Origin of the sequence: Rhodococcus sp. 06-1474-1B (assembly GCF_002258885.1) — a bacterium.
GTDB lineage: Bacteria > Actinomycetota > Actinomycetes > Mycobacteriales > Mycobacteriaceae > Rhodococcoides > Rhodococcoides fascians.
The window spans coordinates 13430-33951 of sequence record NZ_NOYR01000035.1 but is presented as its reverse complement, the minus strand read 5'-3'; the positions used below and the strand labels follow the sequence as shown (position 1 = coordinate 33951).

General features: G+C 65.3%; 20 protein-coding genes. 4 read left to right on the top strand and 16 right to left on the bottom strand.

Annotated elements, in window-relative coordinates; translation table 11 throughout:
- Window positions 1-81: 81 nt before the first annotated feature.
- The 7 genes from CH266_RS24695 to ssd form a co-directional block, all read right to left on the bottom strand.
- Window positions 82-447 (bottom strand): Rv3654c family TadE-like protein, encoded by a 366-nt coding sequence (locus CH266_RS24695; RefSeq protein WP_094716399.1) that lies wholly within the window; start codon window positions 445-447, stop codon window positions 82-84.
- The gene (locus CH266_RS24690) at window positions 444-755 is read right to left on the bottom strand and encodes a TadE family type IV pilus minor pilin (RefSeq protein WP_094716398.1); all 312 of its coding nucleotides are present in this window, start codon (window positions 753-755) and stop codon (window positions 444-446) included. Before CH266_RS24690 ends, CH266_RS24695 begins: the two co-directional genes overlap by 4 nt.
- 23 nt (window positions 756-778) lie before the next feature.
- On the bottom strand, window positions 779-982 hold the full coding sequence (locus CH266_RS24685; RefSeq protein WP_176456762.1) for a DUF4244 domain-containing protein: 204 nt from the start codon (window positions 980-982) through the stop codon (window positions 779-781).
- Window positions 983-1045: 63 nt separating this feature from the next.
- The gene (locus CH266_RS24680; RefSeq protein ID WP_094716397.1) at window positions 1046-1618 is read right to left on the bottom strand and encodes a type II secretion system F family protein; all 573 of its coding nucleotides are present in this window, start codon (window positions 1616-1618) and stop codon (window positions 1046-1048) included.
- Window positions 1615-2394, bottom strand: a complete 780-nt coding sequence (locus tag CH266_RS24675) for a type II secretion system F family protein (protein ID WP_094716396.1) — start codon at window positions 2392-2394, stop codon at window positions 1615-1617. Before CH266_RS24675 ends, CH266_RS24680 begins: the two co-directional genes overlap by 4 nt.
- Window positions 2391-3575, bottom strand: coding sequence for a TadA family conjugal transfer-associated ATPase (locus CH266_RS24670; RefSeq protein WP_176457205.1), 1185 nt, complete (start codon window positions 3573-3575; stop codon window positions 2391-2393). The genes CH266_RS24675 and CH266_RS24670 overlap by 4 nt, the downstream gene beginning before the upstream one ends.
- Window positions 3572-4687, bottom strand: a complete 1116-nt coding sequence (gene ssd, locus CH266_RS24665; protein WP_094716394.1) for a septum site-determining protein Ssd — start codon at window positions 4685-4687, stop codon at window positions 3572-3574. Before ssd ends, CH266_RS24670 begins: the two co-directional genes overlap by 4 nt.
- A gap of 336 nt (window positions 4688-5023) precedes the next feature.
- Between ssd and CH266_RS24660 the strand changes: the two genes are divergently transcribed.
- Window positions 5024-5869 (top strand): HAD-IB family hydrolase, encoded by an 846-nt coding sequence (locus CH266_RS24660; protein ID WP_205914341.1) that lies wholly within the window; start codon window positions 5024-5026, stop codon window positions 5867-5869.
- 365 nt (window positions 5870-6234) lie between these two features.
- Here CH266_RS24660 and CH266_RS24655 read toward each other — a convergent pair whose 3' ends face one another.
- From CH266_RS24655 to CH266_RS24635, 5 genes are all read right to left on the bottom strand, one after another.
- Entirely contained in the window at window positions 6235-6981 is a 747-nt protein-coding gene (locus tag CH266_RS24655) for a hypothetical protein (protein WP_032364740.1), read from the bottom strand.
- Window positions 6982-7013: 32 nt separating this feature from the next.
- A complete protein-coding gene (locus tag CH266_RS24650; protein ID WP_094716393.1) occupies window positions 7014-8735 on the bottom strand; it encodes a dipeptide ABC transporter ATP-binding protein in 1722 nt (573 codons plus the stop codon).
- Complete coding sequence (locus tag CH266_RS24645; RefSeq protein WP_032386012.1) at window positions 8732-9703, bottom strand: ABC transporter permease; 972 nt, start codon at window positions 9701-9703, stop codon at window positions 8732-8734. Before CH266_RS24645 ends, CH266_RS24650 begins: the two co-directional genes overlap by 4 nt.
- Window positions 9696-10622, bottom strand: coding sequence for an ABC transporter permease (locus tag CH266_RS24640; RefSeq protein ID WP_027494483.1), 927 nt, complete (start codon window positions 10620-10622; stop codon window positions 9696-9698). The genes CH266_RS24645 and CH266_RS24640 overlap by 8 nt, the downstream gene beginning before the upstream one ends.
- Window positions 10623-10786: 164 nt before the next feature.
- Entirely contained in the window at window positions 10787-12415 is a 1629-nt protein-coding gene (locus tag CH266_RS24635; protein ID WP_094716392.1) for a peptide ABC transporter substrate-binding protein, read from the bottom strand.
- A 443-nt stretch (window positions 12416-12858) separates the two neighbouring features.
- Between CH266_RS24635 and acs the strand changes: the two genes are divergently transcribed.
- On the top strand, window positions 12859-14802 hold the full coding sequence (gene acs, locus CH266_RS24630; RefSeq protein ID WP_032369305.1) for an acetate--CoA ligase: 1944 nt from the start codon (window positions 12859-12861) through the stop codon (window positions 14800-14802).
- A 64-nt stretch (window positions 14803-14866) separates the two neighbouring features.
- On the opposite strand, the gene CH266_RS24625 is transcribed toward acs, so the two are convergent.
- Window positions 14867-16237 (bottom strand): MFS transporter, encoded by a 1371-nt coding sequence (locus CH266_RS24625; RefSeq protein WP_027494486.1) that lies wholly within the window; start codon window positions 16235-16237, stop codon window positions 14867-14869.
- A 267-nt stretch (window positions 16238-16504) separates the two neighbouring features.
- Here CH266_RS24625 and CH266_RS24620 point away from each other — a divergent pair, with 267 nt between their 5' ends.
- Both CH266_RS24620 and CH266_RS24615 read left to right on the top strand, forming a co-directional pair.
- Window positions 16505-16999, top strand: coding sequence for a phage holin family protein (locus CH266_RS24620; protein ID WP_032373800.1), 495 nt, complete (start codon window positions 16505-16507; stop codon window positions 16997-16999).
- 24 nt (window positions 17000-17023) lie between these two features.
- On the top strand, window positions 17024-17956 hold the full coding sequence (locus CH266_RS24615; RefSeq protein WP_094716391.1) for an alpha/beta fold hydrolase: 933 nt from the start codon (window positions 17024-17026) through the stop codon (window positions 17954-17956).
- Between the two features lie 10 nt (window positions 17957-17966).
- Here CH266_RS24615 and marP read toward each other — a convergent pair whose 3' ends face one another.
- The 3 genes from marP to CH266_RS24600 are packed head-to-tail and all read right to left on the bottom strand — an operon-like array spanning window position 17967 to window position 20472.
- Window positions 17967-19157: an acid resistance serine protease MarP gene (marP, locus tag CH266_RS24610; RefSeq protein WP_032386009.1), complete on the bottom strand. Its 1191-nt coding sequence runs from the start codon at window positions 19155-19157 to the stop codon at window positions 17967-17969.
- Entirely contained in the window at window positions 19154-19840 is a 687-nt protein-coding gene (locus CH266_RS24605) for an NUDIX hydrolase (protein WP_094716401.1), read from the bottom strand. The genes marP and CH266_RS24605 overlap by 4 nt, the downstream gene beginning before the upstream one ends.
- 23 nt (window positions 19841-19863) lie before the next feature.
- Entirely contained in the window at window positions 19864-20472 is a 609-nt protein-coding gene (locus CH266_RS24600; protein ID WP_094716400.1) for a TlpA family protein disulfide reductase, read from the bottom strand.
- Between the last annotated feature and the right edge of the window lie 50 nt (window positions 20473-20522).

Below are 20522 nucleotides of genomic sequence, written 5' to 3'. Positions count from 1 at the left end.
AACCAAGGCGGGCGCGTCTGGCAAATGCGCGCGCGTTTGCGACCCAGACCGGATCCTTACGGATCCCCGGCGGGCGTCCGGTCACTCCGGCCCCGCCCGCGCCGTCGCGGTGGCGTCGGACATTCCGAAGCGTCCGAGGAACACCGGCTGACCCACCGTGACGATCACGTCCCACTCGTCGATCGTGCACTCCCGCAACTCCGTTCCCATTCGCATCGCCAACCCCCTCGCCGTCTCACACGCATCGGCCACCCCACGATCGAGGGCCCCCGCCCCGGCCAATGCAGCGAGATCCGCCGCCGACTGCGCCTGATGACGAGCGCCCACTGCCGAGCCGACGTGCATCACCATCACCACCACCGCAATCAACGCCGACATCGCCAGTGCCGCCAACACCGTCGCCCCGCCCTCGTCATCACTCAGCGCCTTCCGGAATGCGAGCCTCATTCCGCTGCAACCGGTTCCGCAGCAGCAACGGCCTCCGCCGACAGCATCAAACCCGGCAGCGGACTCTCCACCTCCACCCGCGCGACGAAGAATTCACCGTCTTCGCGCACCATGATCCGAGCACCCTCCGGCGCAACCCGCTCACCTACCGACACAGCCCGGGTCGCATCACCTCTCGCCGCCAATCGAACCGCCTCCCTCGCAGCATCGACACACCCGATGTGCATCGTCACCGACACGATCGCCCCGATACACACCACGATCACTGCGACGATGGACGCGACGGCAATCGCCGCCTCCACCGTCACAGCCCCGTCCTCACCGCCCGGAATCAGACGGCTGTGTTGAGCGCTCGATCGATGATCCCCGTCAGCGCGGTCACGATACTGTCCCCCGTCACCACCGTGTAGAGCACCGCGCCGAACGCCGCGGCCGCGATGGTGCCGATTGCGTACTCCGCGGTCGACATACCGTCGTCCTCCACACCGAACAATGCGATTCGAGTCTTGATCTCCTGCAGTGCATTCCCCATCATGACGCTTCCCCTCCCAGTATTCCGGCGCGGCGTATCCGCACCGGACGATTCGTTGTTCGGCGGTCACATCAGACCGCCGCCCAGCACATTGCCCGCAAGTCCGATCACCACGGGCACGATGCCCAGGCAGATGAAGGCCGGCAGAAAGCACAAGCCCAGCGGTCCGCTGATCAGCACACCGGCCCGTTCGGCCGCTGCCGCCGACGCGTCCTCGGCCCGAGTTCGTTGGGTGGCAGCCAGTTCCGTCATCGCGGGCGCCATGGACGACCCGGCCCGGGCGGATCGTCGCGCCATTCGTGCCAGCGCCTCGGTCTCCGGATCCTTCGCCACCGCGTCCCATGCCGTCGCCGCGTCGGCCCCCAGCTCGAGCAGATCAGCGGCTTTGCGCAGAGCGACACCGAATGCGGGCGGAGCGGAGTGGGCTGCGGCCGCAGCGGCAGTCGAGATCGGGAGTCCGGAACGCAGACACGCAGCGAGAAGGTCGAACGTCGTCGCCACTGCGAGCGGATCGGGTCCGGAGTCGTCGACGGCTTCTGCCGTCGAAAGCCCCGCAACCTCCACACGTGCCAACCCGCCACGGGTAGCGGGGACGACGACCAATGCCGTTGCCAGACAGAGCGTGATCGCCCACGTCATGTCGTCACCTTGCCGGTGATCGCATCGGTCCACAGCAGACCTGCGCAGCCGAGAGCGGTTCCGATGAAGAGCAGGATTCCGCCCAGCCCGCCGCCCAGCAGTATGCGCAGCGGATCGGCCCCCATCAGTTGCCCGAGCGCGACCCCGAGGACGGGCAGTCCAGCCAACACCAATGCAGTAGCGCGGGCCCCTGCGAGCGACGCCTCGGTTCGTTCCCGGAATCGCCTACGTCCGAGCAGGTCCTCGCGCACGGCGTCGAGCAACTCGGCGAGTGCGAGGCCGTGTTCGTCGGCCACCCGCCATGCCGCGGCCAAGCGGTCCAGTTCGGGGTTCAACAGCGGATCCGACGCGGCTATCCCGTCGGCAGCGCGTCCACCGAGTCGCGATCTGGACGCAGCACCGCGCAGCGCCTCCGAGGCGATCCCGCCGCACTCATCCGCAGCCACCTCGCCGGCCGTCGCCGGGTGCGCACCGACCCGCAATTCACCGATGACCACTTCGACTCCGGTTGCCAACCAATCTAATTCGGCCGTACGACGGGCGCGCACGGTGCGACGGCCATGTCGGTGCCATCCGGTACCGCCCGCCACGAACAGAGCCGCCGCGCCCCACGGACCGCCGATCCAGAACATGCCCACGGCCGACACCGACGCTACAGCCACAGGGAACGCCCACCCAGGAACCCCGACGGCACCTCTACCTCGGCGCGATAGTCGGCGAGAGCGGCTGGGCCACAGCGTGAATGCAGCGGCCAGAACGCACAGTGCCGCCGTCATCGCTTCTCGCCACAGCGCCGAGCGAGCAGTTCGTGCAGCCCGCGCTGCCCGGGCACGGCGTCGGATTCAGCGGACCATGCCGGCACGATATGGACACGGCCTGTCGAATCCACCTCCACCAGTCCGATCTCCCGCAATCTGCGCGTACCGTCGGCGCTCCGGTGGACGTGCAGGACGACCTGGACGGCCGCCGCAAGTTGACTGTGCAGTGCGTCTCTGCCCATTCCGCCCAGTGCTGCAAGGGCTTCGAGCCGGGCGGGGACTTCCGAGGGCGAATTGGCATGGATGGTTCCGGCACCGCCGTCGTGCCCGGTGTTGAGGGCCGTCATCAGGTCGATCACCTCGGCCCCGCGCACCTCACCGACGACGAGCCGATCGGGTCGCATCCGTAGTGCCTGGCGAACCAATTGCCGAACCGACACCTCGCCCACACCTTCGACGTTCGGAGCACGGGCCACCAGGCGCACCACATGGGGATGCGCCGGTGCCAACTCGGCGGCATCCTCCACGCAGACGATTCGTTCGGCTGGGTCGACCTCGCCCAGCAGAGCAGCCAGAAGGGTGGTCTTCCCGGCACCGGTACCTCCGACGACCAGAAACGCCAAGCGCGCGAGCACAATCCGCGCGAGCAGATCGTAGCCCTCCTCGGTCACCGCACCGGACGCCCGGAGCGCGGCGAGTCCCTGGGTGGCCGGGCGGAGCACTCGCAACGACAGGCAGGTTCCACCGCTCGCCACCGGTGCCAGCACCGCGTGCAGACGGACCCCGAACGCTCCCTGTCCGACGCCGGGTAATCGGCCGTCGACCCACGGCTGCGCATCGTCCAATCGCCGACCGGCCGAGAGCGCGAGCCGTTGCGCCAGCCGCCTGACCGCGGCTTCGTCGGCGAACTGGACTCCGGTGCGTTCCAGGCCTCTACCGCGATCGATCCACACCTGATCCGGCGCCGTGACCAGAACATCGGTCACCCCTGGCTCGGACAGGAGCGGCTCCAACGGGCCTGCTCCGGTGAGCTCGGTCTGCAGAATACGCAGTGCCGCAAGCATATCGGTGTCACCGATGACTCCCCCTGCCTCGGTGCGGATGGCCGCGGCAACGGTGGCGGGCACCGGAGACTGTGCCGAAGCAGCCAGCCGATCTCGTACGCGGTCGAGCAATTCGGCGGTGACGACTGCGCTCATGCCGCCCACCGCTCACCACCGGGCTTGTGCGCGAACGTATCGAGGACCCCGGTGGCCGCCGCCGCGAGCGGTGAGCGGCGTCCGAGAGCAAGCCCGCCCCGCTCGAGACGCTCGGCCAATCCAGGCTCGGCCCGCATGGACGTCAGCAGCGACAGGTCGAGGGCGGCGGCGATGTCCGCTGCCCGTAGTCCCCCGGGTGCGGGCCCACGAACGACCAATCCGACGTTCGCATTGCGACTCGAGATCTCGTCCGCTACTGCTTCGGCCGAGGTCACGGCCCGCAATTCGGCAGGCAGCACCAGTACGACGAGGTCGGCTGCGGCGTACAGGGCGTCCGAGAGGTCATCGGAGTGGCGCGGGGCGTCGCACACCACGAGATCGCCTCCAGCGCGCCCTGCGTCGAGCACAGCCGCCGCGGCGACGGCCGAGAGTCCGGTTCGCCGGTCGTCGGATCGCCCGAGTGCCAGCACCGACAATCCGTTCTTCGACGGCAGCGCGCCGTGGAGTGCGTCGCCGGATACTCGCCCGCCCTCGACGACGAGGCCGGACCAGCGCAAGCCTGGGGCGTTCTCCCAGCCGAGCAGCAGATCGAGGCCGCTGCCGTACCGGTCGGCTTCGACCATGAGCGTGCGGTGCCCCGTGCGACTGCTGCACAGGCCCAGCGCCGCCGCGAACGTGGACGCACCCGCACCTCCGCGGGCACCGACGACCACGATGACGCCACCGCCGCCCGGCGATGTGACGACGGGTTCACCGAGGATGCGAACGAGCGTGTCCTCGTCCGAGGGTAACGACACCACGTGTTCGGCACCGAGCGCTGTGGCCGTCCGCCAATCGTCGAGTGTCGGCGACGCGGCCGTGACCAGAACGACGCCGGGCCGTCGCGGAAATCCGGCTGCGAGCGCCGACTCGGCAGAAGAAAAATCGATCAAAATAATTCCTGGGAATTCCCAAATCGGGCGCGCCGATCCGATACCGACCAGTAAGTTCTGCTCTTCCACAACACAATCCGCGGCTGCGGCGATTCGATACACGTCCTGACGCAGTCCGTGATGGTCGATCGACATCGACGCGTACGCGTTCGTCCGCCGTGAAATCGGATCCGTTTTCATGGACCCAAGCGTGCGCGAGAATCCGCTCGCGCGGCGCGCGACTTGGGGAAATGTGGATAGATCGGCCCCTGTGGATGAATACCGGTACCGCGGTACCAGTTTTCGGCCTACCCCGAAAAAGAGGACGACCCTCGCCAGGGGGGGGAGGAGGCGAGGGTCGTCTGGTTCAGCCCCGGGGGGTCGGGCTGAACACCGCCCGGAATGAACCGGGCTCGTGGAAAATACTACACCCGTGGACGTCCTTGTTTGCAAGTTCAACCGTCTCGATTTGTGGACTTGTTCGGAGCGAGTCGAGAAGAGAAGTTGCGCGACATCCACCGGTCACCACCGGCCACTATGGTGACAATCGTGACCCTCAGCGCAGACACCGACGATGCCCCCGCCGGCCGACGCGCAGCGCGCGTCGCCGCCTTCTTCGACCTCGACAAAACGATCATCGCGAAGTCCAGCACTCTGGCCTTCAGCAAGCCGTTCTTCGACCAAGGTCTGATCAACCGGCGAGCGGTACTCAAGAGCAGCTATGCGCAGTTCTTGTTCCTGCTCTCCGGTGCCGATCACGACCAGATGGAACGCATGCGCGCACACATCGCCGGTATGACCGCCGGGTGGGACGTCGAACAGGTGCGAGCAGTGGTGGCCGAAACCCTGCACGACATCGTCGACCCCCTCGTCTTCGCCGAAGCGGCCGATCTGATCGCGGACCACAAGCTCCGCGGACACGACGTGGTGGTCGTCTCGGCGTCGGGTGACGAGATCGTGCATCCCATCGCCGAACTGCTGGGCGCCGACCACAGCATGGCCACGACGATGGTGACCGTCGACGGCAAGTACATCGGCGAGGTCGACTTCTACTGCTACGGCGAGGGCAAGGTCGACGCCATGAAGTCCCTGGCGGCACAACATGATTACGACCTATCCAAGAGTTACGCCTACTCGGATTCGATCACCGACGTGCCGATGCTGCGGGCGGTCGGCCACCCCACCGCCGTCAATCCCGACCGCGCACTCCGCAAAGAGGCCTCGTCCCTCGGCTGGCCGATTCTGACATTCTCGAACCCCGTTTCACTGCGCTCCCGCATTCCGAATCCGTCCGGGAAGACCGTAGTAGCCAGTGCTGCAGCAGGTTTCAGCGCAATAGCGGCCGGCGCGATCACCTACGGACTACTCCGCAGAAAACGATGAGCCCAAACCCTTGATGTGAGCGGCGTCACGGGGTACAAATGACGTACGGAAGAACGGAAGGCCAAGAACGAACCGGAAGAGAAGGTTCGCTTCTCCCGACCGCGATTCCCAGCACGGACACCGGCACCCACGCGGAGCTTGCCACCTAATGGCAGAAGCGCTGTGGGCCTGCGATATTCGTTGGTGATCAGCAAGAACCCTGCACCGGTTGCAGGGATGACCTCATCACCGTCGAGTTCTCGCCGAGGCCACGTGGTAGTCCATCACAGCCCACCTGTGCACGCTTGGTAACCAGGCGCTCCGTGCTAACGGGCGGCGACGTCGACGCAAGTCAGCATCGCCGCCCTTTTACGTGTGCACAACTCCTACTGTGCAGCCTCGGCAATCGAAGTCGCTTCTGCCGCACCAGCTTCGAATGCTCCTAGGCAGAGGATCACCCAACTGCCGACTCCCGTCGCCGTACCCTCGGCGAACCCGGCAGCTCCATCCCGGTACGCGTTCGCTCGACGCATCCAACTCACCTCGGGCACGCCCAGGTTGTGTGGATCGAATCCCGACGATGCGGCCACCAACCGCGATGCAGCACGCGCCACGATGCCGTCGGCAGTTCCGAAAGGCCGCAGCGTCAACAGTTCACCGTGCACGACTGCCGCGATCACCGGAGCCGGCGCGGAGGTTCCACCCGTCACCAACTGCGCAAGGAGATCGAGCCGCTCGCCGATGCCCGCGTCCGTGCGCGGCCGACCGAGCGAGGACGCGTCGTCGACGAGATCCGCGGCGGCCAACAGATGTAGGCGGGCCAGCGTCTGCAGTGGTGCGCGCTTCCACGTCGACAACGTGTTCTGCAGGGCGTCACCGTCGAGAGCAGCGGCCACTCGCAGCGCACCCGCCAGAATCGGGTCACCCTCCTCGCCTTCGCGAGGGAAATCCATCGAACCGCCCTCGAGCGCGGAGGACGAACGAGCTGCCCTCACAGCGGCCTCGGCCGCGGTCGCCGGCCACCCACGACGATTGGCCTTGTGCCGATGCACGGCACCGAGGGCATCGCGTGCCCGTTCGGCGGAATCGACAACTCCGGGCAATTCCAGCAGCGGGGCGAGGGGGTCCGTCACGACAGACGACGGTACCCCCTCACCCACCGCGGCTATGCGCCCAGCTGCACCGAGCCACCCGGAATGGCGGCGAGCAGCTTCTGGGTGTACTCCTGCTGCGGGTTGTCGAAGACGGCATCGGTCGACGCCGCCTCGACGATCTCGCCGCTGCGCATCACGAGCACGTCGTCAGCAATCTGACGGACCACCGCGAGGTCGTGCGTGATGAACAGGTACGTCAACCCGAGCTCGGCCTGAAGGTCGTTGAGCAGGGACAGGATCTGCGCCTGCACCAACACGTCCAAAGCCGACACTGCCTCGTCGCAGATGACCATTTCGGGCTCGAGGGCCAACGCACGAGCGATTGCGACACGTTGCCGCTGGCCGCCGGACAGCTCGTTGGGGAACCTGCGCATCACCGACGACGGCAGTGCCACCTTGTCCAACAGATCACGGACTCTGGCTTCCCGCTCGGACTTCGACCCCACCTTGTGGGTGCGCAGAGGCTCCTCGATGGTGCTGAAGATCGAATACATCGGGTCCAGCGTCCCGTACGGATTCTGGAAGATCGGCTGCACTCGACGACGAAATGCGAACGCGTCCTTGTTGTTCAACCCCGCCACATCGCGCCCGTCGAACCTCACCGAACCCGCAGTGGGCTCGAGAAGTCCCAGAACCATTTGTGCCACAGTCGACTTGCCAGAACCCGATTCGCCGACGATCGCAGTGGTGGTACCGCGTGCGACTCCGAACGACACATCCTTGACGGCCGTGAACACGGACGACTTGAACGGGTTGCCGCCCCGGAGCTTGAATTCCTTGGTCAGCCCCTCGACCACGAGCACAGTGTCCGCGGCCGGCTCGAATGCCGAGTCGGTCTCCTCGGTGACGGCCTCGACCGCCACCTGCTTGGCATGCTCGACGATGTCCTTGCGCACCACCGACGACTTCAGTCGCTGCGACGCCAGAGACGGCGCGGCGGAGACGAGCTTGCGCGTGTACGGATGCTGAGGGTCCTGCAGGATCTCCAGTGCCGGACCGGATTCCACGATCCGCCCCTTGCTCATGACGACGAGGTGCTCGGCTCGTTCGGCAGCCAGGCCGAGATCGTGGGTGATCAGCAGAACCGCGGTTCCGAGTTCCTTCGTCAAACCTTCGAGATGATCGAGAATCTGACGCTGCACGGTCACGTCGAGAGCGGACGTCGGCTCGTCGGCAATCAGTAGTTTCGGTCGTGCCGAAAGCCCGATCGCGATGAGCGCGCGCTGACGCATACCGCCCGAGAACTCGTGCGGGTACTGATTGACCCGCTTCTCCGAATCGCTGAGGCCCGCTTCTTCGAGCAGCTCGGCTGCCCGAACCCGAGCCGCCTTGCCCTTGGCGATGCCGTTTGCAGCGAGGGCCTCCTCGATCTGGAAGCCGATCTTCCACACCGGGTTCAAGTTGGACATCGGGTCCTGAGGAACCAGGCCGATCTGGCTGCCGCGGATGTCGACGAAGTCCTTCTCCTTGGCCTGCGCCAAGTCACGGCCCTCGAACAGGATGCGCCCCGCCGTCACCGTGCCGGTTCCGGGAAGCAGGTTGATGATCGAGTGCGCGGTGGTCGACTTACCGGAACCGGATTCGCCCACGATCGCAACGGTCTGCCCCGGGTAGACCGTCAGCGATACTCCGCGAACAGCCGGGACCGCACCGGAGTTGGACCGGAACGAGACCTCGAGATCTTGGATGTCGAGCAGGGGCTGCTCCACTGCGATGCGTGCTGGATCCGTCATCGCTTCCTCGCCTTCGGGTCGAGGGCGTCGCGCAGGGCGTCACCCATCATGATGAAGCCGAGCACCGTGATTGCCAGCGCTGCAGCAGGATAGAAGAGAATGGTCGAGCCCTGTCGCAGGGTGACCTGAGCGGCACTGATGTCGCCGCCCCAGGAGACCTCGGTGGGAGGCAGTCCGATGCCGAGGAACGACAGCGTCGCCTCGGCCACGATGAACGTACCGAGTGAAATCGTCGTGATGACGATGATCGGTGCCATCGCGTTCGGCAGTACGTGCCTCATCAGAGTTCGCAGTCGCGTCAAACCCAAAGCCTGCGAGGCCATTACGTAGTCGTTGCCCTTCGCCGACAGCACTGCACCGCGAGTGATGCGAGCCATCTGAGGCCAGCCGAACAACGCCAACACCAGAATCACCGTGAAGATCGTGCGATCGGTGAACAGCTGCATGAGGACGATGGCCGCCAGAATCAGCGGAACGCCGAAGAAGATGTCGGTGATCCGTGAGAGCAACGAGTCCGCGATGCCGCCGTAGAAGCCGGCCAGAGCACCGAACACGACGCCGATGACCAGCACGAGGAACGTGACCCCGACTCCGGTCAGCACGGACGCCCGAGCACCGAACAGCACCCGGGAGTAGATGTCGCAGCCTTGTCGGTCGTAACCGAACCAGTGTCCGGATCCCGGGCCCTGCATGCTGAACTGCAGATCGCAGAAGCGCGGATCGGTACTGGTGAACAGGCCAGGCACGGCTGCGACCACGATGACGGCCAGGATGATGATGGCCGAGACGATGAACATCGGACGCGTGCGCAGGTTCCGCCACGCATCCGACCAGATGCTGGCGGGTGCGTCGTCGATGACGACGGCGTCGGTCTGCGACACGTCGATGACCTCGTCGGCCTCGACGAAACGTGCTTGGCGAGTAGCGCGATCGGCGTCGACGCTCTTCGGGGTGATGGGATCAGACATAGCGAATCCTCGGGTCGAGCGCGGCATAGAGAAGGTCGACGATGAGATTGGCGACCAGATAGACGACGATCAGCACGGTCACGAAAGACACGACGGTCGGTGCCTCACCGCGGATGACGGCTTGGTAGATGGTGCCGCCGACTCCGTTGATGTTGAAGATTCCTTCGGTGATGATCGCGCCGCCCATGAGGCTGGCCAGATCTGCACCGAGGAACGTCACGACGGGAATCAGCGAGTTACGCAACACGTGCACGTTGACGACCCGGTTACGCGAGAGCCCCTTGGCCGTCGCCGTCCGCACGAAGTCCGCACTGAGATTCTCGGCCACCGACGTGCGCGTCAACCGCACCACGTAGGCGAACGAGACGGCTCCGAGTACGAATGCCGGCAGCAACAGGTTGGTGAAGCTGGTGTTGCCTCCCACTGTCGGCGGCACCCAACCCCACTTGATACCGATGAAGAACTGCGCGAGAAAGCCGATGACGAAGATCGGCACGGCGATGATGACGAGGCTGACGACGAGGACCGTCGAGTCGAACAGCTTGCCCTTGCGCAGACCCGCGATGAGACCGAAGCCGATACCGAACACGGCCTCGATCACGAGGGCCATCGAGGCGAGCTTGGCGGTGATCGGAAACGCTTGTACGAGAACTTCACTGACCGGGCGGCCCGAGAAGGACATGCCGAAGTCGAACGTGAAAATGCCCTTGAGGTACAGCAGGTACTGCACGATGAACGGCTGGTCGAGGTTGTAGCGGGCGCGCAGTTGGTCGGCGACGGCGGGACTGATCGCCTTGTCTCCGGCCAATGCTGCGATGGGGTCTCCTGGCAGCAAGAAGACCATGGCATAGATCAAGAATGTCGCCCCGATGAACACGGGGATCATCTGAAGTAATCGGCGTCCGATGTACCAGAGCATCGGATCACCTCCTTTGGAGGAAGGTGGACGTCACCGCAGAGGCGCAAGGATCAGCTGCAGCGGGGCGTCGAACGTAGATACGGGAGTGAGCGAGCACACGAGAAGGGCGGTAGGTGGAAGACCTACCGCCCTTCTCGGTCTCTACAGCAGTGGAGCGAACGTGATCAGTTCTTCTCGATCTGGTTGTAGATGGGGATTCCGTCCCAACCGATCTTGACGTTGGTGACGTTCTCCGACCAACCACTCGCTGCGTTGCGGTACCAGGTCGGCACTGCGGGCAGGTCGTTGAGCAGGATTTCCTGAGCCTGGTTGGTCAGCTCCTGCGCCTTGGTCTTGTCGGTCTCACCTGCGGACTCGCGGAGCAGGCGGTCGAACTCGGGGTTGGAGTACTCACCGTCGTTGGAGCTGCCACCGGTCTGGTAGTTCTGTGCCAGGAAGCCGTATTGCTGCGGGTAGTCACCCTGCCAGCCCGACCGGAAGGCGGTCGCGATGGTGCGGTTGGTGGCTTCGGTACGCAGCTGAGCGAACGTCGGGTACGGCGCACCCTGCGCCTCGATGCCGAGCGTGTTGCGGATGCTGTTGCTGACCGCATCCACCCATTCCTGGTGTCCACCGTCGGAGTTGTACGCGATGGAGAACGTTCCGGACCACGGCGCGATGGCATCGGCCTGGGCCCACAGAGCCTTGGCACCCTCGGGGTCGTACTCGACGTTTCCGACGTCGGAGAGATCGCCGGTCCAGCCGTCGATGGCCGGGCTGGTGAAGTCCTTGGCCGGGGTACGGGTCTTGTTGAAGATCTGCTCGGTGATCTGGTCGCGGTTGATCGCCTTGGAGATCGCCTGACGACGCAGCACACCCTCTTCGCCACCGAAGTGCGCGAGGCGGCCCGGAATCGTGAACGTCTCGATCGACGCGGACGGCTGGTTCACCGTGCGGTCGGGAAGATCGGACTCGAAGGTGGTGACGGCCGAGGCCGGAACGTTGTCGAGAACGTCGACGTTGTTCGACAGCAGGTCCGTGTATGCGGTGTCGAGGTTGCTGTACAGAATGAAGCTCACGCCGCCGTTGGCGGGCTTGCGGTTACCGGCGTAGTCGGGGTTCGTGACCAGGTCGATCCGCACGTTGTGCTGCCAAGCGCCCTCCTGGGCGAACTTGTACGGGCCGTTGCCGATCGGGTTCTCGCCGAACGCGGCGATGTCCTGGTACGCAACCTCGGGCAGCGGGTAGTACGCGGCGAAGCCGAGACGATCGGGGAACGCGGCCTCGGGCTGCTTGAGCTCGATGGTGAACGTCTTGTCGTCGACGACCTTGAGACCGGACATGGTCTGCACCGTCGGGTTCTCGGCTGCGACCTCGTCGTAGCCCTGAATCGGATCGAAGAACGATCCCTGCAGCTGCGCATTGGTCGACAGTGCGCCGTAGTTCCAGGCATCGACGAACGACTTGGCCGTGACCGGCGTGCCGTCGGTGAACTGCCAGCCGTCCTTCAACGTGACGGTGTAGTTCTGGCCGTCGGTGGTATCGATCGAGTCCGCGACCTCGTTCTCGACACCGCCCTCGGGGGTGTAGGACACCAGGCCGGCGAAGATCGAGTCGACGACACGTCCGCCGGTGTTCTCGCTCGTATTGGTGGGCACCAAGGGGTTCTGCGGCTCACCGCTCCAGGCGTTGATGATGCCGGAGCCGTCTCCTGACCCTCCGCCGCCGGCCGAATCGCTCGAAGAGCACGCCGTCACCAGCGCCGCTCCGACGACAACTGCGATTGCAGCTGACGCGATGCGTGTTTTACGCAAGGAAATCCTCCATCCAGATGTGAACACGGGGTCGTCCGTGCTCAGTTCCTCGGGCGCGACGCCCGGGGATTCGTGGGCGACCGCAAGACACGGCCTGTGAGCCGTACCAACGATCTGATGGAACGAACTTTAGACACATCCTGAAACGAACATGTGAACTCCCCCGGGTTTTGTTGACCGGCGAGTAAGTCGGAAACATGATCGAAACGTTTCGGCAAGTCGATTTCTCAGAGTGCGGGCAGAGCCGCCGAGACAGCCTCCCGTCGACGACGGCGATGACCGTCCATCGTGCGGAAACAACCGATCACCGCAGATCAAGGGGTTGCAGCCGATTGCAACGGTGCGATCGCCATCACATGTGACTACCCTCACTAGGGGCTCGAGACCGGCCTGTAAGTGCCGTTTCATGGGCGAAAGCATCGGACGAAAGAGAGCTATTCGAGATGACGACCAGTACCTCCGGCAGCGACGAGACCGCGGTTGCCTCCTACGCACCCTCGGCCGAGTTCGCGGCGCAGGCGAACGCTCAGGCAGATCTGTACGCCGCCGCGGAGAAGGACCGGCTCGCCTTCTGGGCGGAGCAGGCCCGCCGGCTGCACTGGCACACCCCGTTCACCGAGGTACTCGACTGGTCCGACGCCCCCGTCGCGAAATGGTTCGCCGACGGCGAGCTCAACGTCGCCTACAACTGCGTCGACCGCCACGTCCTCGACGGCCACGGCGACCAGGTCGCCATCCACTGGGAAGGTGAACCCGGCGACAGCCGCGACATCACCTACTCCGATCTGCTCGCCGACGTCAGCCAGGCCGCCAACACCCTGACCGAACTCGGCCTCGTCTCCGGCGACCGCGTCGCGATCTACATGCCGATGATCCCCGAGGCCATCGTCTCGATCCTCGCCTGTGCACGCCTCGGCCTGACCCATTCGGTCGTCTTCGCCGGGTTCTCGGCCACCGCACTGCGCTCGCGCATCGACGACGCCGAAGCCAAACTCGTCATCACCACCGACGGTCAGTGGCGACGCGGCAAGCCCGCCCCCATCAAGGACACCGTCGACGAAGCCGTGGACGGAGCCGCCTCCATCCGGAACGTTCTGGTCGTCAAGCGCACCGACTCCGACGTCGCCTGGACCGAGGGACGCGACCTGTGGTGGCACGAGACCGTCGCGAAGGCGTCGAAAGAGCATGAGGCGCAGCCGTTCCCGGCCGAGCACCCCCTGTTCATCCTCTACACCTCGGGTACGACGGGTAAGCCCAAGGGCATCATCCACACCTCCGGCGGCTACCTGACACAGACCTCGTACACCCACCACAACGTCTTCGACCACAAGGCCGGCACGGACGTCTACTGGTGCACCGCCGACATCGGCTGGGTCACCGGGCACTCCTACATCGTCTACGGACCGCTCTCCAACCGCGCCACGCAGGTCGTCTACGAGGGCACGCCCAATTCGCCCGACGAGCACCGGCACTGGAACGTCATCGAAAAGTACAAGGTGTCGATCTACTACACCTCCCCCACCCTCGTGCGCACATTCATGAAGTGGGGCAAGGAGATTCCCGAGGCACACGATCTGTCCTCGATCCGCCTGCTCGGGTCCGTCGGCGAGCCCATCAACCCCGAGGCATGGCGCTGGTTCCGCGACGTCGTCGGCGGCGGCAGCGCACCGATCGTCGACACCTGGTGGCAGACCGAGACCGGCGCGATCATGATCTCCCCGCTCCCCGGCGTCACATCCACCAAGCCCGGCTCGGCCATGACTCCGCTGCCCGGTATCTCGGCCAAGATCGTCGACGACGACGCCAAGCCACTGGGCAACGGCGGCAACGGATACCTCGTTCTCTCCGAGCCGTGGCCGGCGATGCTCCGCGGGATCTGGGGCGACATGGACCGCTACAAGGACACCTACTGGTCCCGCTACGCCGAAGAAGGCTGGTACTTCGCCGGTGACGGTGCCAAGTACGACGAGGACGGCGCCCTGTGGGTCCTCGGCCGCGTCGACGACGTCATGAACGTCTCGGGCCACCGCATCTCCACGTCGGAAGTGGAGTCGGCACTGGTCAGTCATCACAGTGTCGCCGAGGCTGCCGTCGTCGGTGCCGCCGACGAGACCACCGGTCAGGGCATCGTCGCGTTCGTCATCCTGCGCGGCGGCGAGGAGAACACCGGCGACGCATTGATCGCCGAACTCAAAGCTCAGGTTTCCAAGGAGATTTCGCCGATCGCGCGGCCACGAGAGATTTCCATCGTGCCGGAGTTGCCGAAGACCAGGTCGGGCAAGATCATGCGCCGCCTGCTCCGTGACGTGGCCGAGGGCCGCGAACTCGGTGACGTCTCCACTCTCGTCGACCCGAAGGTGTTCGAGGCGATCAAGAAGGGCCGCTAGCGCTCCCATGTGAGTGGAACCTCGTAGCCCACTACGAGGTTCCACTCACATGCGGCGCAGCCGCTCAGACGCTGTCGAGCGACTGGTCTCGCGTTTCCTTCATGATGATCAGCGAGATCAGGGTCAGCGCAGCGGCGATGGCGAGATAGACGCCCACCCAGCCGACGCCGTAGGAACTCACCAGCCAGGTTGCGATGAACGGGGCCACTGCGGCACCGAGGATCGACGCGGTGTTGTACGAGATTCCCGAGCCCGTGTAGCGCACGTTCGTCGGAAACAGTTCGGGCAGAACGGCACTCATGGGTCCGAATGTCAGGCCCATCAATCCCAGGCCGACGCACATGAACACCAGCATCTTGCCTGCCGACGCGGACGACGGGTCGGCGAACCAGTGGAACGACAGACCGAACAGCACGATCGCCGCGGTGATGACGATGAGCGTGGGGCGACGGCCGTACTTGTCGGCGAGCAGCCCGGCGACCGGGATCAGCGCCGCGAAGAACAGCACCGCGATGAGCTGGAGCTCCAGGAAGTCCGTGTACGGAATCGCGAGCTTGGGCCCGTTGACGTCGGCCACCTTGCCTGTTCCGTAACTGACCACCCACGTCGTCATGATGTAGAAGAGCGTGTACGTGGCGAGCATGACGAACGTGCCGATGATCAGCTGACGCCAGCTCGTCTTGAACACCTGGGCCAACGGGGTCTTGACCTTCTGGCCGCGCTCGACTGCCAGCTTGAACACCGGCGTCTCCTCGAGCTTGAGGCGGACGTACAGGCCGATGATCACCATGATCGCGCTGAGCAGGAACGGGATGCGCCAGCCCCACGTGAGGAACGCATGGTCGGTGCCGGAGTTCGCGGAGTCGTAGCCGGTCGCGATGACGATGAGCAGGAAGATGCCGTTGGCGAAGAAGAAGCCGATCGGCGCACCCAGCTGCGGGTACATCGCCGCCCAGGCTCGCTTGCCCGGCTTCGCGGTTTCGGTGGCCAGTAGCGCCGCACCACTCCATTCACCGCCGAGGCCCACGCCCTGAGTGAAGCGCATCAGCGCCAACAGAGCCGGTGCCCACAGACCCGCCGCGGCGTAGGTCGGCAGGAGCCCGATCGCGAACGTCGCGACACCCATCGTCAGCAGGGACCCGACGAGGGTGGCCTTGCGTCCGATGCGATCGCCGAAGTGGCCGAACAGAATCGAGCCGATGGGTCGCGCGACGAACGCCAAACCGAACGTCGCGAACGACGCCAGCAGTGCGGTCGTGTCGTTGCCCGCGGGGAAGAACAGGCGGGGAAAGACGAGCACTGCGGCCGTTGCATAGATATAGAAGTCGAAGAACTCGATGGACGTACCGACCATCGAGGCGATGACGATTCGGGACCGAGGCACCTGAGGTGCGGGAATTGCGCCGTCGTCCGTGACGGCGTGGGGTGAACTCACGAGTGCTCCTGAAGGGGAAAGTTCCCTGAAAATTACCTGATGAACACCTGAGAATTTCACGCCCCCGGGCCGTTCGTTGCCGATTCGTGCAACATTCCCGTGTTTGTCGCGACGGGCGGAGAGGTAACCGACGACGGGCCGAGCGTCGCTCGGCCGCCGCGGGACAGATAATCTGCTACTTAGGCACTACTGTCGATACGATCTTCCGCAACACCGAGCAGAGCGATCACCGCAATACCGAGCACAGCGATTACAAGGGGTCGAGAGTTGAGCGTCAGCAATGACAAGGGATACGGCAACGGCGTCCCGAACACGATTTCGTCGATACCTCTCACCGATGTCGATGCCCGCACACCCGGTAGCGCGAGCATCGGAAACCTCGTCAAGGACGCCACGACTCAGGTCTCGACGCTGGTGCGTGCCGAGGTGGCCCTAGCCAAGGCCGAGGTCACCGGCGAGGTCAAGAAGGGTCTGCAGGGCAGCGTCTTCTTCATCGTCGCGCTGACAGTGCTGCTGTTCAGCTCGTTCTTCTTCTTCTTCTTCGCCGCCGAGCTCCTCGACGTGTGGCTCTACCGATGGGCCTCGTTCCTCATCGTCTTCGTGTTCATGGTGCTGGTTGCCGGCCTGTTCGGGTTCCTCGGCTACCGCAGGGTCAAGAAACTGCGCAAGCCCGAGAAGACCATCGACTCCCTCAAGCAGGCGTCGACCGTGCTGCCCAACCAGCACGAGAGCATTCCCGGAATCCCCGGCTACAAGAAGTAGACGACGCCCGGCGAGTCGAGCAGTATGAATCATCCCGATCCGTCCACGGTCCGTTACCCGGGACAGTGGATCCATCGCGACATCCATGCCAATGGAATCCGGTTCCACACCGTGGAGGTCGGCGAGCATGCTCCCGATGCCCCGCTGGTGGTGCTGCTGCACGGCTTCGCCGACTTCTGGTACTCCTGGCATCACCAGCTCGACGCGCTCGCGAGTTCCGGAGTGCGAGCGGTCGCAGTCGACCTCCGCGGCTACGGCGACTCCGACAAGCCCCCACGTGGTTACGACGGATGGACCCTGGCCGGCGACATCGTCGGTCTCGTTCGCGCTCTGGGGTACCCACATGCGACGTTCGTCGGTCATGCCGACGGCGGCCTGGTGTGCTGGGCAAGCTCGGCTCTGCATCCGCGAATGGTCCGCTCGATGGTCCTGATCAATGCACCGCACCCGATCTCGCTGCGCCGCGCCGTGCTGAAGGATTCCGAACAGCGCGGTGCTCTGCTGCCGCACTTCGTTCGGTATCAAGTTCCGCTGCGCCCCGAGAAGCTGCTCACCCGAAGAGGGGGCGCGGCAGTCGAGGAGTTGATGCGCAGCCGCGCCGGGTCGCAATGGCAGCGCACCGACGATTTCTCCGATACCGCAGGCAAGATGCGCTCGGCCATCCGAATTCCCGGGGCCGCGCACAGCGCACTCGAATATCAGCGCTGGGCGTTCCGTAGCCAGTTCCGCGCCGAGGGCCGACGCTTCATGGACGCCGTCGACGTGAAGACCTCGATCCCCGTCGCGCAGATCAGCGGTGACCTCGATCCGTACGTCCTACCCACCACCCTCGATCGCGATCGGCACTGGGCACCGGCGCTGACGCGTCGAACAGTGCAGGGCGTGGGGCACTACGTGCACCAGGAAGCCCCAGACGTGGTGTCCGAGGAAATCCTGCGCGTCGCGCTCGAAAGCTGACGTCCCGCCGTCAGACGATGCAGTCGCCGGTGCCCACACTGACCGGCGCATCGAAGCTGCGGGCGAGCTCGTCCGAGATCTCGGTTGCGGTCAAGACGAATCCGGTATCGGGGTCGTCGACGGCAGCACCGAACACCACACCGAGTACCTCACCGTTCGAATTGACCAGTGGCCCACCGGAATTGCCCTGCCGCACCGATCCGCGAACCGTATAGACCTCGCGTTGAACAGTTCCGGTGCGGTAGATGTCCGGTCCGCTGAGGTTGATGATCTCGCGAATGCGCGCTGGGCTCGCCGTGTACGGACCGCCGCCCGGGTAGCCCAGCACGATAGCGTCGGATCCGGATTCGGCCGGGTTCGGCGCGAACGGCAACACCGGAGCCTGCAGCTGCGAAACACGAAGCACTGCAACATCTTCTTCGGGATCGAACAGGACGACGTCGGCGTCGAGAGGGCCGTCCGGAGAATCGACGGTCACCTCGGAGGTACCGGCCACCACGTGGGCGTTGGTCATCACCAGATCCGGCCCGACGACGAAACCCGAACCCTCGAGCGCCTTCTGGCAGCTCGGGGCGATTCCGTTGATCTTGATGACGCTCGCCTGCAACGCCACCGGGACGGGGCCTGCGGCGATCCCGGAGTCGGGAACGGCGACGTCGGCGACCGGAGTGCGTCCGAACGGACCGATGACGTCCGGCAGCCCGGAGGTGTCGAGCAGCGCCGAGAATTCCTTGGGCACCTGACGCAGCCACTCGGGTGCCACCTCGTCGACCTTGCCCAGGACCGTCGAGCCACGCACGGCACTGGCCACCTCGGGCTGCGACGAGGACGTCAGCGGAATGGCGAGCAACCATGCGGCAGCGAGCACGGCCGCGGCCTGCAGACCTGCCCCGATCGTGCTGTCGACCGATCTTGCTGAGCGCGAATGTATTCCGCTGCGCAACGCACGACCCAGAACCATGCCGGCCACCTCACCGACGATCACCAACACCACGATCAACGCGATACCGACGAACACCCTCGTGCGTGATCCGTCGACGTGTTCGAGCACGTGCGGTGCCACCAGAATTCCGGCGACGGCACCCAGAACGACTCCCAGAAACGCCAGCGCCGACGCCACCGCCCCCTGTCGCCATCCCGACGTCGCCGCCAGCAGCGCGACGGCGAGCACCGCGATATCGACCCACCCTGAACCCGTCACCGATCGAGCCTCGCTCCTACCGCAGTCAAGCTGGCCTCCAGATCGCGTATATCCCCCGTGTCCCATTCGGACTCCCAGCCCGACACAGCGAGCAGGCCCGCCAGAATACCGCCCGTGAATCCCCACACCAGCATTCCCTGCACCGAGAAGGCCGGGCCCTGGTAGCCGGCGGGGTGACGCACCTGGAATCGGTTGGCCGGATCGAGCAACTCGCGCAGGGGAACTCGCACCACGCGCTCGGTTTCGCCGGCGTCGACGACGCGGACCGGGGTTGGACTCCGCCAGTACGAGAGCACGGGAACCACGTCGAATCGAGACGGCGGCACGTAGATGCCGGGCATCGTCGCGAGCGGTACGACGCCGGCCGGGTCGAGACCGGTCTCTTCCTGGGCCTCGCGCAGCGCCGTTCCGATGGGCCCGTCGTCACCCGGGTCGGTGGCACCGCCGGGGAAGGCGATCTGCCCACTGTGGTCGCGCAAGGTCGACGCCCGCTGGGTCAGCAGTACGTCGGCCTCGGCGGGTAGCCCACCGGGCGCGGTCGGATCGGCGGCAGCCGGACCGCCGAACAGCACCAACACCGCCGCCGAGCGGGTTCGATCGGCCGGCTGCGCCTGCCGTTGCAGTACCGGGTTGATGCCGGTGGTGTCGGTCAGTCCGCTTTCGCTGCCGGCGACGTCGAGCATGCGCCCGAGCCACTCGGGTGCGCTCACGACGCGACTCCGAGGTTCTCGCGGACTGCGTCGGCTATGTCGTCGACGCTTGTGAAGGGTTCGGTCAGCACCTTGGCGACAGTGCCATCCGCAGATATCAAAACGGATACGGGCAACACGTTCGGCGCTTCCACCGCCGCGGCGACACGTCCGGCACCGTCCTGAACGCCGGGCAGCGTTACGCCGTACTCGGCCAGACGGGTCAGCCCGTTGGACTCGTTGGCATCGTTGTGGACGGTCAACACCGTGACTGCATCACCCGCCCGCTGCGCGTATTGCTGCAGGTAAGGCAACTCCTTCGCGCACGGGCCGCACCAGTAGGCCCAGATGTTGAGCACTGCGGGTCGCCCGGCCAGAGCCTGGCCGAGGTCGACGGACGAGCCGTTGCCGATGCATTCGAGGGTGATGCCCGTCAACGGGCCTGCTGCAGCGCCCGACGGCGTCGGACATGCGTCGAGACCGGCGGTCTGCCGCAGCGGTCCCAGAGCCTCGGGAGTATCGGCGGCCCGACGCTCGGCCGTCGACGGTCCTTGCTGCCCCAGACCGGGACCATCGGCGCGCTGCGTTGCCGGAGATTCATTGCGTGGCCAGAGGGCATAGACCATCCCGACGACGAGAATGAGCGCGACCAGAGACCAGCGGAGTGCGGCCTTGT

Bases quoted from the DNA above. Each gene is read 5' to 3' on its own strand.
- CH266_RS24695 (WP_094716399.1), bottom strand. From the start codon at position 447: ATGAGGCTCGCATTCCGGAAGGCGCTGAGTGATGACGAGGGCGGGGCG.
- CH266_RS24685 (WP_176456762.1), bottom strand. From the start codon at position 982: ATGATGGGGAATGCACTGCAGGAGATCAAGACTCGAATCGCATTGTTC.
- CH266_RS24680 (WP_094716397.1), bottom strand. From the start codon at position 1,618: ATGACGTGGGCGATCACGCTCTGTCTGGCAACGGCATTGGTCGTCGTC.
- CH266_RS24675 (WP_094716396.1), bottom strand. From the start codon at position 2,394: ATGACGGCGGCACTGTGCGTTCTGGCCGCTGCATTCACGCTGTGGCCC.
- CH266_RS24670 (WP_176457205.1), bottom strand. From the start codon at position 3,575: ATGAGCGCAGTCGTCACCGCCGAATTGCTCGACCGCGTACGAGATCGG.
- ssd (WP_094716394.1), bottom strand. From the start codon at position 4,687: ATGAAAACGGATCCGATTTCACGGCGGACGAACGCGTACGCGTCGATG.
- CH266_RS24660 (WP_205914341.1), top strand. From the start codon at position 5,024: ATGGTGACAATCGTGACCCTCAGCGCAGACACCGACGATGCCCCCGCC.
- CH266_RS24650 (WP_094716393.1), bottom strand. From the start codon at position 8,735: ATGACGGATCCAGCACGCATCGCAGTGGAGCAGCCCCTGCTCGACATC.
- CH266_RS24645 (WP_032386012.1), bottom strand. From the start codon at position 9,703: ATGTCTGATCCCATCACCCCGAAGAGCGTCGACGCCGATCGCGCTACT.
- CH266_RS24640 (WP_027494483.1), bottom strand. From the start codon at position 10,622: ATGCTCTGGTACATCGGACGCCGATTACTTCAGATGATCCCCGTGTTC.
- acs (WP_032369305.1), top strand. From the start codon at position 12,859: ATGACGACCAGTACCTCCGGCAGCGACGAGACCGCGGTTGCCTCCTAC.
- CH266_RS24615 (WP_094716391.1), top strand. From the start codon at position 17,024: ATGAATCATCCCGATCCGTCCACGGTCCGTTACCCGGGACAGTGGATC.
- CH266_RS24605 (WP_094716401.1), bottom strand. From the start codon at position 19,840: ATGCTCGACGTCGCCGGCAGCGAAAGCGGACTGACCGACACCACCGGC.
- CH266_RS24600 (WP_094716400.1), bottom strand. From the start codon at position 20,472: ATGGTCTATGCCCTCTGGCCACGCAATGAATCTCCGGCAACGCAGCGC.